Here is a 13,379-nt window from a genome sequence, read left to right as displayed (position 1 = left end):
GAAAGGTATGTCCATAAAAAACCGGAAGTGCTCGCAACACTCCCGGTATGGTTTGGGCATTCCCTTGAGTTTCAGTCCCTTAATCGAAGAACTATTTTCCAAGAATTCCCAAACACTACAAAAGTATGCAATTAAACTTTAGTGGTATAATTTCCTGTACCCGGAAATTACTATCAACCAAAATGCTCTGCGTTATGAAAATGACCGCCTTTTTGCTTCTTACAGCTTGCCTGCATATCAGCGCAAAAGGATTGTCGCAGCAGATCACGCTTTCGGAGAAGAATGCACCTTTAAAGAAAGTGCTGAAAGAAGTGGCGCGACAAGCAGGTATATCTGTCGTATACGACGAAGCTTTACTGTCTTCCTTTGCCCCGGTTAACGTTGATGTCAGTAACGTATCCGTGAAGGAAGCCCTGGACATCTGCCTTAAAAATCAACCCCTGGCTTATGTGATGGAAGGAAAGCGTATTACCCTGGTAAATGTATTGCCGGAAAGAGGCGCCGCCGATTCCACGATCACCGTTACAGGTGTTGTGTTGAACGAAGCTGGCGAACCCATTCCGGGCGCCACTATCCGCGTGCAGAATTCTACTGCGGGAACAGCTGCTGATGCCGAGGGAAGATTCACCCTCAAAGTGCCTAACAGCAGAACATTGCTGCTGGTATCCTTTATCGGGTACGACAGTAAATCCGTAGCACCTGCCAGCGGCCTGCTCAGAATACAATTGAAACCTGCCAATACAGCCCTTACCGAAACAGTGGTAGTGGGTTATGGTATCCAGAAGAAAAGTGTGGTAACAGGCGCTATCTCCAGCGTACGTGCCGCAGATATTGAGTCGCAACCCATTACCCGCATAGAGCAGGTATTACAGGGCCGCACTTCCGGTCTTACAGTGGCTTCCAGCTCTGGTCAGCCCGGATCTAATTCTTCTGTGCGCGTAAGAGGTATCACATCCTTCAACAATAATAACCCGCTGTGGGTAATAGATGGAGTGGTAGTAGACAATGGCGGTATCGGTTACCTGAACCAATATGATATTGAATCCGTAGAAGTATTGAAAGATGCGGCTTCCCAGGCTATCTACGGTGCGCGTGCAGCCGCCGGCGTTATCCTGGTAACCACCAAAAAAGGTAAAGCCGGTAAAATTACCGTGAGCTACAATGGCTATCTCGGTACTTCTGCTCCTGCCAAAAAATTGAACCTCCTCGATGCTACCCAGTATGCGAATATGATCAATGAAGCCAATACCAATGATGGTAAAGCGGCAGTGTATACTGATCCTAATTCCTTTGGTAAAGGCACCGATTGGCAGGGTACAATTTTCAATAACAATGCCTTCCGTCAGAATCATGAAATCAGCATCAGCGGTGGTGGAGATAAATCTACTTTCTATACTTCCTTTGGTTATCTGAAACAAGAGGGTATCGTAGCCAGCGACATCTCCAAATATGATCGCGCTAACTTCCGTCTGAACTCTACCCATAAAATTACACCCTGGCTCACCTGGGGCGAAAACGTAGGTTATGCCTATGATAAAGCTATCGGTATCGGTAACACCAATAATGAGTACGGCGGACCGCTGAGTTCTGCGATCAACCTGGATCCGATTACACCTGCAGTAGAAACAGATCCGGCCAAGGCTGCCGGCGCCCCTTATGCCGGTAATCCGGTAAGAAGAGATGCGCAGGGGCGTCCTTACGGTATCTCTAAAGTAGTAGGCCAGGAAATCACGAACCCGCTGGCATATATCAGCACCAGGCTAGGCAACTATAACTGGTCACACAACATTGTTGGTAATACTTACCTGGAAATGGAACCGTTGAAAGGGCTGAAAATCAGGTCTACCGTAGGTGCAAAAATTGCTTTCTGGGGAGATGAAACCTTTACACCGAAATTTTACCTGAATGCCACCAATGCGCCGTTGACAACTACTTTCAACCGTGGTCAGCATACCCAGTACAATTATAACCTGGAGAATATTATTTCGTATACCCGCGATTTCCATAAACATCACGTGACCTTATTAGCTGGTCAGGGTGCTTACATGGAAAACCGTATGAGAGAAACCAACGTTACCTTCTTTGATATTCCGGCGGAAACTTTTGAGCAAGCTTCCCTGAACTTCAAGGTAGCTGCGGCCAACCGTATCTCCAACGGTGCAGAAGGTATCGAACATAAAGTGTCTTCCCTGTTTGCCCGCGTGAACTACAACTTCGATGAGAAATATATGGTGGAAGGTATCATCCGTCGTGATGGATCTTCCCGTTTCGGACCTGAGAACAGGTATGGTGTTTTCCCTTCCGCTTCCGTTGGATGGGTGGCTTCCAAAGAAGCTTTCTGGCCGCAGAATAAAGTAGTGGAATTCCTGAAGTTCCGTGGTGGTTACGGTACTGTAGGTAGCGATGAAATTGGAGATCTGGCATTCCTTTCTACGATCGGCAGCGGCAGAAACTATACCTTCGGCAGCGAAAGCACTGCTGCACTGGTGGGTTACAGCCCGAATGCGCCTTCCAATCCTGCATTGAAATGGGAATCCAGCAGCCAGACCAACATCGGTTTTGAAGCTACTTTGCTGCAGAATATTACCCTGTCGTTCGACTGGTACAAAAAAGAAACAAAGAATATCCTGCAGAAGCCCCGTATTCCTTTCTATATCGGTGCGATCGATAATCCTGCCGCCAATGTGGGTAGTATGAATAACAGTGGTGTGGAACTGGAACTGGGCTATCGTACCAAGATCGGTCAGGTCGATTTCTCTGCCAATGGTAATGTTTCCTACCTGAAAAATGAAGTTACCTTCCTCGGTAATGGCGTATCTACTATTACAGAGCACACCGAGCGTTTCCAGGGTATGCCTGAAATTGTGAGAACAGAAGTAGGACATCCGTTCAACTCCTTCTATGGTTATCAATCACAGGGTATTTTCCAGAACCAGGCAGAAGTGGATGCCTGGACAAACAAGGCTGGTGGCAAACTGCAGCCAAATGCCAAACCTGGTGATTTCCGCTGGGCAGATCTGAACGGCGATGGTAGTATTAATGATCTGGACCGCACTTTCCTCGGTAACCCTACGCCGAGCTGGACTTATGGTCTTACTTTAAATGCCGCTTATAAAGGTTTTGATATCGTAGTATTCGGTCAGGGTGCATCCGGAAATAAAATTTTCCAGGGACTGCGCCGGCTGGATCTTGGTAACGCCAACTGGCAGACCCGCATCCTGGATCGCTGGCATGGCGAAGGTACTTCCAATGATAATCCACGCCTGACGGTAGAAGACAAGAACCGTAACTACTCCAATCTTTCCAACTACTACCTGGAAGATGGCGGTTACTTCCGCATTAAAAACCTGCAGTTCGGTTATTCCCTGCCACAAAGCGTTACAAAGAGAATCGGTTTACAGAAAATACGTGTATACGTGATGAGCGAAAACCTGGTGACCATCACCAAATACACCGGGTATGATCCTGAAATTGGGGGTACCAATGCATTGAGCATTGACCGTGGTATTTATCCACAGGCCCGCTCCTTCATGGGTGGTTTAAATGTTACTTTCTGATAATTTTAAAGCTGACTGAAAATGAAAAGAAAAAGTTTCAAATATATCATAGCGCTCGCCGCAAGCATGCAGTTGTTAAGCGCCTGCAGCAATAAATTTCTCGATGTAAGCCCGAAGGGAAACTTCCTGGAATCCAATTACTACCAGAATCAGACACAGGCCTTTAACGGGTTGATTGCTGCCTATGATGTACTTGGATGGAAGAGTGGCGGCTTCGTTACTAAAATTGGTGTACTCGATGCGGCTTCCGATGATCATTTCGCAGGTGGTGGTAGTTCTACCGATATCATGGCTTACCAGGCAGTTACCACCTGGTCGGCTTTAACACCCGCTACCGGTCCGCAGGACGTGCTGTGGCAGAAGGGCTTTGCCGGCGTATTCCGTGTGAATACGCTGCTGGCGAAATTACCCGGCGTACCCATGGATGAGAATTTAAAGAAGAGATATGCTGCAGAAGCAAAAATACTGCGCGCTTATTACTACTTTGACCTGGTGCTGTTCTTCCGGAACATTCCGTTGCTAACGGCTCCCGTGAATACCGCCGATATGTACAAAGTGCCACAGGCTGCCCCTGCAGATGTGTATAAACAAATAGAAGCGGATCTGAAAGAGGCTATTGCAGAAACGAATCTGCCGGATGCGGTAGACCGTAAAACGGAAGGTGGCCGTGTAACAAGAGGAACCGCACACGCATTGCTGGGTAAAGTATACCTTTTCCAGGAGAAATGGACCGATGCCGCCAATGAACTGAAAGAAGTGAATGGCGGTACTCCCGGTGAAACCAGCGCTAAATATGGCTATAAACTGGTGCCTGATTTTGCTTCCCTGTGGAAGTCCGATGCTGCTTCCAAGTTCAATACAGAGTCTATCTTTGAAATATCCTATAATTCCACTTCCGGAGGAACCTGGGAAACGGTTCCGGGTTCTGAGGGAAATATATTGAACATTATCGTAGGGCCAAGGGATTATGTGGCCTTATCGCCTAATGCCGGCGATTATGTGTCGGGCTGGAGCTTCCTGGTAATCACAAAAGAATTGTTCAATGTTATTCATTACGATCCCCGCTACAATGCTACCGTGTTGAATATGGATAGCCTCCGGGTAAATAAAATTGCTAAATACGATACCACCGGTTATGCAAACACCGGTTATTTCCTGAACAAATTTGCAGGTCGTAAATCGAACATCGGCGTAGGTGGTAATGCGGAACTGAACTTCCCGCAGAATACTTATGAGATCCGCCTGGCAGATACTTACCTGATGGAAGCAGAAGCCAGTGTGAGAGCAGGCGGAGGTTCCGGTGCAGGCACCCGTGCGTACCAGCTGCTGGCCGCTGTACGTGCCCGTGTTGGTCTTGGCCCTATTGATGCTACTATCGATAACATCTTTAAGGAAAGACGCCTGGAACTGGCTGGTGAAGGTCACCGCTTCTGGGATATCGTAAGAACGAAGCAGGCAGAAACTTTACTCAATGCACAAAAGCGACCTTTTGTAGCCGGTAAAAATGAAATTCTCCCGCTGCCTTTGCTGGAACTGCCTAACACACAGCTCAAGCAGAATGATAAATACTAATCCCTATACATCCATCGCTTCCTTAACGATCAATCAACAACAGCTGGTTTCCGGATTTTTCCGGGAACCAGCTGTTTAGTTAAGGAAATCCGGGATTTCGGGATTAAATTTACCGATTATTAATTCGTTTTGCTATGATGAAGAGAACCGGACAACTGCTATGTTGCCTCGCCTTGCTGACAGGAAGTGTACAGACCATTACCGCCCAGCAGAAAAAAAATAAGGAGATCAGTTACTGGTTAACGGCTCCCGATAAATCTATTGCACTGCAGCAGCAATCTGCTACACTGCCTTTCACTGGAACCGGCAAAAATATAGCGACCATCCAGGTAGATGCCACAAAGAAGTACCAGTCGATCGACGGTTTTGGTTTCACCCTCACCGGTGGCAGCGCCACCCTCATTCACCAGTTACCCGCTGCACAGCAGGATGCCTTACTAAAGGAATTGTTCCTGACAAAAGGTGATGGTATTGGTATCAGCTACCTCCGTCTCAGCATCGGTGCCTCCGACCTGAGTGCTTCTGTATTTACCTATGATGATATGCCCGACGGACAAACAGATCCGGAGCTGAAACATTTTAATATCGACGAAGAAAAGAAAGACCTGATCCCGGTGTTAAAGAAGATCGTAGCCCTGAACCCGGCTATTAAAATATTAGGCTCTCCCTGGACACCGCCTACCTGGATGAAAACCAATAACTCGTTTATTGGTGGAAGTCTGAAACCCGAATACTATGGCGCTTACGCACAGTATTTTGTAAAGTATGTGAAGACCATGAAAGCGGTTGGTATCACGATTGATGCCATCACTATCCAGAATGAACCTTTGCATCCGAAAAATAATCCCAGTTTGCTGATGCTGGCAGAAGACCAGGCCATCTTTATCAAAGATCACCTCGGACCCGCATTTAAAAAGGCAGGTGTAAAAACAAAGATTATCCTCTACGATCACAACTGTGATAAGCCGGAATACCCACTTACCATTTTGAGGGACAAAGCCGCTTATCCGTATGTAGATGGTTCCGCATTTCACCTGTATGGTGGTACCATTGATGCGCTGAGCAAAGTACACGATGAGTTTCCGGCAAAACATCTGTACTTCACTGAGCAGTGGTCTGATGGCAAAGGCAGTTTCTCCCGGGAACTGAAAAACAATGTCAGCAAACTGATTGTAGGTGCTACCCGCAACTGGAGCCGCAACGTGCTGCAATGGAATCTCGCAGCCGATGCACAATGGAATCCACATACCGATCAGGGTGGCTGTACACAGTGCCTGGGCGGTATCACTATCGATGGGCAGGCCGTATCCCGTAACTCTTCGTATTATGTGATCGGACACGCTTCTAAATTTGTACCTGCAGGTTCTGTACGGATCGCTTCCAATATTGCCGGTAAACTGGACAACGTAGCGTTCTTAACACCTGCTGGTAAAACCGTGCTGATCGTCGTAAACACCGACGATGCCGCACAGGATTTCCAGATTAAAGTAAAAGATAAAGTAGCAGCTGCCTCCCTTCACAGCGGAGAAGTAGCTACCTATGTTTGGTAAAAAAATGATAACTCATTATATATGAAGAAAATACTTCTGACAGGCGCAAGCCTGCTGGCATTGTGGGGTGTTGGATTTGCGCAGCAGAAAAAAGTGACGGTGATCACCACCGCAGAAAATACCAACCTGCGACTCACCAATACCGCCACCCTGGAATTTACCGCGATGCCACAGCCGCTGGAAACAGAGCCCTGTGTATTTGTAGATACAAAGAAAAGCTTCCAGACCTTCATCGGAATTGGTGGCGCCCTCACAGATGCTTCAGCAGAAACTTATGCCAAACTGCCGAAAGATAAGCAACAGGAACTGCTGAAAGCTTACTATGATATCAATAACGGTATCGGGTATACGTTCTCAAGAACCAATATCCAGAGTTGTGATTTTTCCAGTGGTACTTACAGTTATACAGCGGAATATGATTCTACGCTGAAAACCTTTAGTATTGACCACGACAAGCAATACCGGATTCCTTTTATCAAGGCAGCCATTGCTGCCGCCGGTGGAAAGCTGCCGCTGTTTGTAAGTCCGTGGAGCCCACCCGCATGGATGAAAGACAACAATAACGTTTTACAGGGCGGCCATCTGCTTAAACAATACTACCCTGTATGGGCTAATCATTATGTGAAGTTCATCAAAGCATATGAAGCACTGGGCATCCCGGTATGGGGCCTTTCCGTGCAGAATGAACCGATGGCGAAACAGAAATGGGAATCCTGCATTTACACCGCCGAAGAAGAACGCGATTTCATCAAGGGGTATCTTGGTCCCACGTTGCAGAAAGCCGGCATGGGCAATAAAAAGCTCATCGCCTGGGATCATAACCGCGACCTGATGTATCAGCGTGCCAGCACCCTTTTGCACGACAAGGAAGCTGCGAAGTATATCTGGGGAATCGGTTATCACTGGTATGAAACCTGGACCGGCAGCGAGATGCAGTTCCAGAACGAAAAACTGGTACACGAAGCATTTCCTGATAAAGCCCTCGTTTTCACCGAAGGTTGCATCGAGAAATTTGACCTGGCGAAAGTACATGACTGGTTTATCGGAGAGAAGTATGGCACTTCCCTGATCGGCGATTTTAACGCCGGCACCGCTGCCTGGACCGACTGGAACATCCTGCTGGATGAACAGGGAGGCCCCAATCACGTGGGTAACTTCTGCTTTGCACCGGTACATGCAGATACGAAGAAAGGAGAGTTGATTTATACCAACGCTTATTACTACCTCGGCCACTTCTCTAAATTTATCCGACCGGGTGCAAAACGTGTGGTTAGTTCCTCCAGCCGATCTATGCTGCAAACTACCGCTTTCGTGAATACAGATGGTAAGCTGGCGGTAGTGGTCATGAACACTACTGATAAAGAAATTCCTTTCCATTTATGGATAGAGGGGAAAGCTGCGGCTACCAAAAGTTTGCCACACTCTATCAGTACCCTGATCGTACAGTAAACAACGCACACTTTTATCTATTATACAGGGGGAGGGCCATTGGTCTTCCCCCTTTTCTATGATGATTTTTTCACCATTCATGACGCTCCTTTAACAACCGGGAGCAACCTTCCCCAAGGTTGTATATATTGTTACTGCACTCGTTATGATTAACGCCTGGCAGGGAAATATTACTTTGAACAATGATAGTAATGCTTTGAAGGCATTACGCATGCATCTCACGCCAGAACTTTCCTTCCTCGATAATAGCTCTTACAAACAAGTGCCTCGAAACAAAACATTGTATTATGGGTATTGAACGTAGAAAGTTTTTAAGAAATATTGGTTTAACCATGGCCGGCACTCTCGCTGTACGCCTGCCTGTGGTAGGCAGCACACTGGCTGCCAGTGGCCGTTTACCATTGACCCGTCAACCGGATGCCGCCTGGATTGCATCCCTGTACGAACGTGGCACCGTGACCACCTATCTTAAAAGTAAAAATGAACTGCAGTATATCGGTATGCCGGTAGGCGGGATCATGTGCGGTACCGTTTACCTGGGTGGCGATGGGCGCTTATGGCTCTGGGATATTTTTAATAAGAACCAGGAAGGAATTGAGCCCAAGGTGGTAGCCTATAATGCGGATGTATTGGATGGAGGGAAAAAAGTACGTTCCCGTGATGGCGCCTGTTATATTGAGCCTTCGAAAAATATCCGTCCGCTTGACCAGGGATTTGCACTGCAACTCAGCTGGGGCCAGCAAACGATCATCCGCCGGTTTGATGAAGCTAGCTGGCCGGAGATCAGCTTTGAGGCTACTTACCCCATAGCTACTATCCGTTATATAGACCCGGCATTACCGGTGAGCATTACGCTGGAAGCTTTTTCCCCTTTTATCCCCCTGAATGAAGATGATTCCGGTTTACCGGTCACGATCCTGTCTTACCAGGTACATAATACCGGCAAGGTGCCGGTAACTGCTACTATTCTCGGGTGGCTGGAGAATAAGACGGCTCTCTACAGCGCCGGCGAAGCACATGAGCGGGTGAATACGGTGGTGAAAGGGAAAAACTGGCAGGGCGTATATGAAATCGTTCATCCTCTAAGTGGTAATGATAGCGATTTCCGTCAGCAGTACGATTATGGTAGCTTTTGTATTGCTGCATCCGGAAATAATGTAATGGTGAATACGGCATTGCCGGCGGGTGAGCTGACAAAGGCACACTTTACCGGTGCAGCGGCGAAGCAGACGATGAGGAACGCAATGGAAAAATTAACCGGTTCCGTTGCCACCCGCTATACGATACTACCTGGGAAGACTATACGAACTGATTTTACTATCAGTTGGCATGCCCCCAACCTGCGTTTTAAAGGCATACAGGGAGAAGGACGGTATTATGTCAACAAGTTCGGCGATGCCGGAGCTGTGATGGCGTATGTACAGGAAAATTATGTGCGTCTTACGCAGCAAAGCCGCTTATGGAAAGCTACCTGGTATGATGCATCGTTACCATGGTGGTTTATGGAACGTACTTTCCTCAATATCTCTACGCTGGCTACTACTACGGCGCACCGTTTCCGTTCCGGCCGCTTTTATGCCTGGGAAGGCGTAGGCGCCTGTGAAGGTACGTGTACGCATGTATGGCAATATGCGCAGGCGGTAGGGCGTGTATTTCCGGCATTGGAGCGTGATACCCGGCAACGGGTAGATCTGGGCATCGCACAACAGCCCGATGGAGGTATCCTGTTTCGCGGAGAAGCCGAGAAACGCCCTGCTATCGACGGACAGGCAGGAACGGTACTGCGTATTTACCGGGAACACCAGATGAGTAAAGACAATACCTTCCTGCAACAGAACTGGGCGAATATTAAAAAAGCGACCTTGTTCCTGATTCACCAGGACCGTAACGGCGATGGTATGGAAGATACGCCGATGGAGAATACACTTGATGCAGTCTGGTATGGCGAAATTGCCTGGATCGTAGGGCTTTGCATAGCGGCGGTCAAGGCGGCCGGGCTGATGGCTGCAGAAGTAAATGATACCGCTTTTGAAGCTATCTGTAACGACTATACGGAAAAAGGAAAACGGAACATGGAAACGCAGTTATTCAACGGCGAATATTTTATTCATCAGCCGGATAAAGTAAAAGGCAGATCCGTTATCGGTTCCTACAATACCTGTCATATCGACCAGGTATATGGCCAGAGCTGGGCTTTCCAGGTGGGAATGGACCGGGTCATTGACCGGGAGAAAACATTGTCTGCTTTAAAAGCATTGTATAAGTATAATTTTAAGGCAGATGTAGGCCCATATATCGCTGCTCATCCCGGAGGCCGGCCCTATGCCCTCGCCGGCGAAGCGGGTATGATCCTGAATACCAATCCGCATAATGAGGAGTTTCCTTTTGGTGTAAAAGATGCCTGGCAGTTGGGGTACTTCAATGAATGTATGACCGGCTTTGAACACCAGGTAGCGTCGCATATGATGGCAGAAGGTATGACTGAGGAGGCACTCACGCTCACCCGTGCGGTACACGACCGTTATCATGCAGCAAAACGGAATCCGTTTAATGAAATAGAATGTAGCGATCATTACGCCCGTGCCATGGCCAGCTATGGTACCTTCATCACAGCCAGCGGATTCCGGTATCATGGACCTAAAGGCTATATTGCTTTTGCACCAGCCATGAATAAGGAAAATTTCAAAGCGCCATTTGTAACGGCAGAAGGCTGGGGCACGTATACGCAGCAAGGGAGTAAACATTCACTGGCGTTAAAATACGGCCGCCTGCTATTAAAGACCCTTTGTTTTGAGCGTAGCGGCGTAAAACAGGTGCTGATAGAGAACAAACCGGTGGTGTTCACAGAAAAAAACGGCGCTGTTACTATTCAATTGGCCACTCCTTTGCACCTGTTAGCAGGTCAGCATTTGCATCTCACTATAGTATAACGGGGAAGGATATATTTTCAGAGATACCTGTGTAGCGCAGTAAAAAAATCCTGCGTAACAGCAAAAGGAAGTAAAGTAAAAATACTGTACCTTCCTGACTGCAAACAAACGAAAATGGCGCAGTTAAAATTGTTTATGTTGTTGCTGGGATGTAAGCCAGAAGGGCGTCATACCGAACAACACGATGTGTTTTTTGGAATAGGGGAGCAGTTACGTGATCTTATTCCTGATATGAAAGCTTTCTGGCCGGAAGCAAAAGATAAGCTGCATATCGATGGTTACCGTGAAGTAAATATCGTGGACGGTTACCAGGTTAAAGTGGTGGAGAAAAAAGAAAGTACCGGTCAGGACGTGCAATTGTTTTTCCTGAACCTGGGTGGATATAAGCCGGACGAAATGGAAGAGTTCCATTATAAGATTCTCAGTGTACAAAAAGACATTGGTGTTGCGATCCGCGAGTCGAAGCAGACCACCTTTTTCAAACACACTACTTTCGGTAATGCTACTTCGCATGTAGATGATAAATATGGCGTGGATGTGGATGATGTGCATGCCGTAAAGGATATTCTGCCGGCATATCTGAAAGAGAGATATACATTGGAGATTACACCGGTTACCGATGCAGGCGCCGATGTCCTCCATCTTGGATATTTTCAGCTGAGTAAAATATGACAACACCGTCACCCATCAATTGGCCAAAGTACCAGCACCTCTATGAAGAGATCAGCGTGCCTGCGAAAACTGTTCTGCTGGAAGAAGGCAAAACATCGAGGTATGCTTATTACATCGTGGAAGGTGCGGTGCGCCTCTGGTTTAACAACAAAGGAAAGGACACTACTTTCCAGTTCTTTTTTGAAGGTGAAGGGGTATCGTCGATCGAAAGTTTCCGTACCGGACAGCCCAGCATGTGTACGATTGAAACCATTTCTGCCGCAAGGTTGTTGAAGGTGTCCAAAGAAAACCTGGACCTGATTATCGATAGTGAGCCCGGTTTCAGGGCTAACCTGGAAGGAATTATTTTTCATCGCTTATTGCGTTACACCAAAATGTTTATCGCCCAGATCAGGGATACACCACAGGAGCGTTATGAAGCGCTGATCAGGGATCAGCCGCATATCCTGCAACGGGTACCCCTGCAATACATTGCCTCCTACCTGGGAATTACCCCTGTTTCCCTGAGCCGGATCCGGAATAAGCTCCAGCGGGAGAAATAGCCCTCCTTTGATTTCTTAACAAATGTAAAGAGAACTTGTTTTTTCATCATGGACCTTTGTGATACACAAAAAATAACATGATGAAAGCAGCAATAGTAACACCACCCGCAGGCATACCACAATATGGTTTTTTTGAAGATCCGGTAGCGGGTGAAAATGAACAGTTGATCCGGGTAAAGGCAGCCGCCATACATCCGGTAGCAAAATCCGTTGCCGCCGGCCGGCACTATTCCGCCGCCGAAGGCGCTCACCCTTTTATTGCAGGAGTAGATGGCGTAGGCACGCTGGCTGATGGCACCCGGGTTTATTTCGGAGGCATGCGCAAGCCTTATGGTACGATGGCAGAACTCAGTATTGTGTCGCAGGGTTTCAGTGCGCCGCTTCCCGCAGGTATTTCAGATACCACTGCCGCCGCCATTTTTAACCCGGCGATGTCGTCCTGGCTGGCACTTACGCACCGCGCGCAATTGCAACCGGGAGAAACGGTATTGATCCTGGGTGCAACCGGTGTAGCGGGTAAGCTGGCGGTGCAGGTCGCCAAACTGCTGGGTGCCGGCAAAGTGATTGCGGCAGGTCGTAATCAGACGGCGCTGGACCAATTATACGCATTAGGGGCTGATGAATGTATTTCACTGGAGCAATCGCCGGAGGCACTTATAAAAGCCTTTGCCACGCAGCCTTATGATGTGGTGATCGATTACCTGTGGGGCGCTCCGGTAACAGCCCTGATCACCGCCATCACCGGAAAGAGCATGACGAAGGAAGCACCGCGTACCCGGCTGGTACAGGTAGGCGCTATGGCAGGCGATCCCATTTCCCTTCCTTCTGCAGCATTGCGCAGTTCCCGTCTTGAGATCATGGGTAGCGGCGGTGGCAGCGTTTCTATGGAGGCCATTTTCGCATCTTTCCCAGCCATTATGGAACATGCAGCAGCAGGCCGGCTTACGATAGAGGCCATTGAAATGCCCCTGGAAGAAGTGAGCGCAGCATGGACACGCGAAACGAATGGTGGCCGGATTGTATTGGTACCGGGAGTATCCAGCTGATGACGGTTGCCGGCGTCGGGGCACCGGAGGCAGCCATTGCAGCGGCTGCTCTCAGAACGGC

Annotated in this window: 8 protein-coding genes; all 8 read left to right on the top strand. The window is 48.1% G+C overall.

Annotation, left to right across the window (positions count from 1 at the left end; all coding sequences use genetic code 11):
- Positions 1 to 194 precede the first annotated feature (194 nt).
- The 8 genes from BMW79_RS29600 (at position 195) to BMW79_RS29565 (ending at position 13,318) form a co-directional block, all read left to right on the top strand.
- A complete protein-coding gene (locus tag BMW79_RS29600) occupies positions 195 to 3,557 on the top strand; it encodes a SusC/RagA family TonB-linked outer membrane protein (protein ID WP_089901967.1) in 3,363 nt (1,120 codons plus the stop codon).
- 21 nt (positions 3,558 to 3,578) lie between these two features.
- On the top strand, positions 3,579 to 5,129 hold the full coding sequence (locus BMW79_RS29595; RefSeq protein ID WP_089901964.1) for a RagB/SusD family nutrient uptake outer membrane protein: 1,551 nt from the start codon (positions 3,579 to 3,581) through the stop codon (positions 5,127 to 5,129).
- A 134-nt stretch (positions 5,130 to 5,263) separates the two neighbouring features.
- The gene (locus BMW79_RS29590; protein WP_089901961.1) at positions 5,264 to 6,679 is read left to right on the top strand and encodes a glycoside hydrolase family 30 protein; all 1,416 of its coding nucleotides are present in this window, start codon (positions 5,264 to 5,266) and stop codon (positions 6,677 to 6,679) included.
- A 21-nt stretch (positions 6,680 to 6,700) separates the two neighbouring features.
- Positions 6,701 to 8,128: a glycoside hydrolase family 30 protein gene (locus BMW79_RS29585; protein ID WP_089901958.1), complete on the top strand. Its 1,428-nt coding sequence runs from the start codon at positions 6,701 to 6,703 to the stop codon at positions 8,126 to 8,128.
- A gap of 287 nt (positions 8,129 to 8,415) precedes the next feature.
- Complete coding sequence (locus BMW79_RS29580; RefSeq protein WP_089901955.1) at positions 8,416 to 11,058, top strand: GH116 family glycosyl-hydrolase; 2,643 nt, start codon at positions 8,416 to 8,418, stop codon at positions 11,056 to 11,058.
- A 114-nt stretch (positions 11,059 to 11,172) separates the two neighbouring features.
- On the top strand, positions 11,173 to 11,730 hold the full coding sequence (locus BMW79_RS29575; RefSeq protein WP_089901952.1) for a DUF1543 domain-containing protein: 558 nt from the start codon (positions 11,173 to 11,175) through the stop codon (positions 11,728 to 11,730).
- Positions 11,727 to 12,272, top strand: coding sequence for a Crp/Fnr family transcriptional regulator (locus BMW79_RS29570; RefSeq protein ID WP_089901949.1), 546 nt, complete (start codon positions 11,727 to 11,729; stop codon positions 12,270 to 12,272). Before BMW79_RS29575 ends, BMW79_RS29570 begins: the two co-directional genes overlap by 4 nt.
- Before the next feature lie 80 nt (positions 12,273 to 12,352).
- The gene (locus BMW79_RS29565) at positions 12,353 to 13,318 is read left to right on the top strand and encodes a quinone oxidoreductase family protein (protein WP_089901946.1); all 966 of its coding nucleotides are present in this window, start codon (positions 12,353 to 12,355) and stop codon (positions 13,316 to 13,318) included.
- The last annotated feature ends 61 nt before the right edge of the window (positions 13,319 to 13,379 follow it).

It is taken from the genome of Chitinophaga arvensicola, assembly GCF_900110835.1.
Classification (GTDB): Bacteria; Bacteroidota; Bacteroidia; order Chitinophagales; family Chitinophagaceae; genus Chitinophaga; species Chitinophaga arvensicola.
Note: the sequence above shows the minus strand (reverse complement) of the source record. Positions and strands in the feature narration are given on the sequence as shown.